We start from the raw sequence: 1,205 nt of genomic DNA on the forward strand, positions 1-1,205 counted from the left end.
AGTTTTTTTATCTTTCATGATGGTAATGATGAATGCAAAATATCCTCTTGAAAGTGGATGACCTTAAAGTAAGTTTTCAAACCATGCAGGGTTTAATAACCGCGGTAGATGGTGTCGGTTTTACCGTTGCCAGGGGTGCTAACCTGGGTATTGTCGGAGAATCAGGGTGCGGCAAAAGTGTTACTGCCTTATCATTGATGGGACTTATCAGTTCACCGCCCGGCAGTGTCGAGGCTAAAACCCTGAATTTTGATGGACGTGACTTGCAGCAACTGACTGTCGAGGAGTACCGGAAGATAAGGGGTAAAGAAATGGGCATGATATTTCAGGAGCCCATGACTTCCCTGAACCCGGTTTTTACCATTGGCAACCAGGTAGCTGAAACAGTATTGACACATATGAAAATATCGCGTCGCCAGGCCAGGGAAATGACGGTGGCGATGTTGGACCGGGTAGGAATTCCTGAGCCGGAAAAAAGGATTAATGATTATCCGCATCAGCTCAGTGGTGGTTTGCGGCAACGGGTTATGATTGCTATGGCGTTGATCTGCAAGCCAAAACTTCTACTTGCCGACGAACCGACCACGGCGCTGGATGTTACCATCCAGGCCCAGGTTCTGGATTTGATGCAGGAGCTTCGCGAAGATCTGGGAATGTCGATGATTATGATAACCCATGATCTGGGGGTAGTGGCTGAAGTTGCTGAACAGGTGGTGATCATGTATGCGGGAATGGTGGTGGAGTCGGCAACTGTCAATGATATCTTCAGACAGCCATTGCATCCATATACCCAGGGTTTATTACATTCCATCCCTAGGCTTGATCAGGATGCTTCCAGGCTGGATGCCATCCCGGGAATGGTCCCTGATATGCTCAATGCTCCACCGGGCTGCCGGTTTGCTAATCGCTGCCGGCAAGCCATTGATATATGTCATTGCCAGTGTCCTGATAGTGTTGAGCCGGAAGTTGGGCACCAGGTTTGTTGCTGGCTTTATAACTGATGGCTTCGTGAAAACTCCATTTTTTTGTTATGCTGTAACCTTCGTCATTGCAGCGTACGGTAAAGAAGAGGTGCGAGGTCTACGGTGTGCGGTGCAAGGTATACGGAAAAGCAGACATACATCGCCGAATAATCGCTTTTTTCTTGCTTTTTTCCGTGTACCACCTGAACCTTAAATCGTAAAAATAAGTTGGTCAAAACAACC

Annotated in this window: 1 protein-coding gene; it reads left to right on the top strand. The window is 47.6% G+C overall.

What is annotated here, in order from left to right; all coding sequences use genetic code 11:
* The first annotated feature begins 32 nt into the window (after positions 1-32).
* Positions 33-1,001: an ABC transporter ATP-binding protein gene (locus U9P07_10010; GenBank protein MEA2109739.1), complete on the top strand. Its 969-nt coding sequence runs from the start codon at positions 33-35 to the stop codon at positions 999-1,001.
* Positions 1,002-1,205: the final 204 nt, after the last annotated feature.

Source organism: Pseudomonadota bacterium (assembly GCA_034660915.1).
Classification (GTDB): domain Bacteria; phylum Desulfobacterota; class Anaeroferrophillalia; order Anaeroferrophillales; family Anaeroferrophillaceae; genus DQWO01.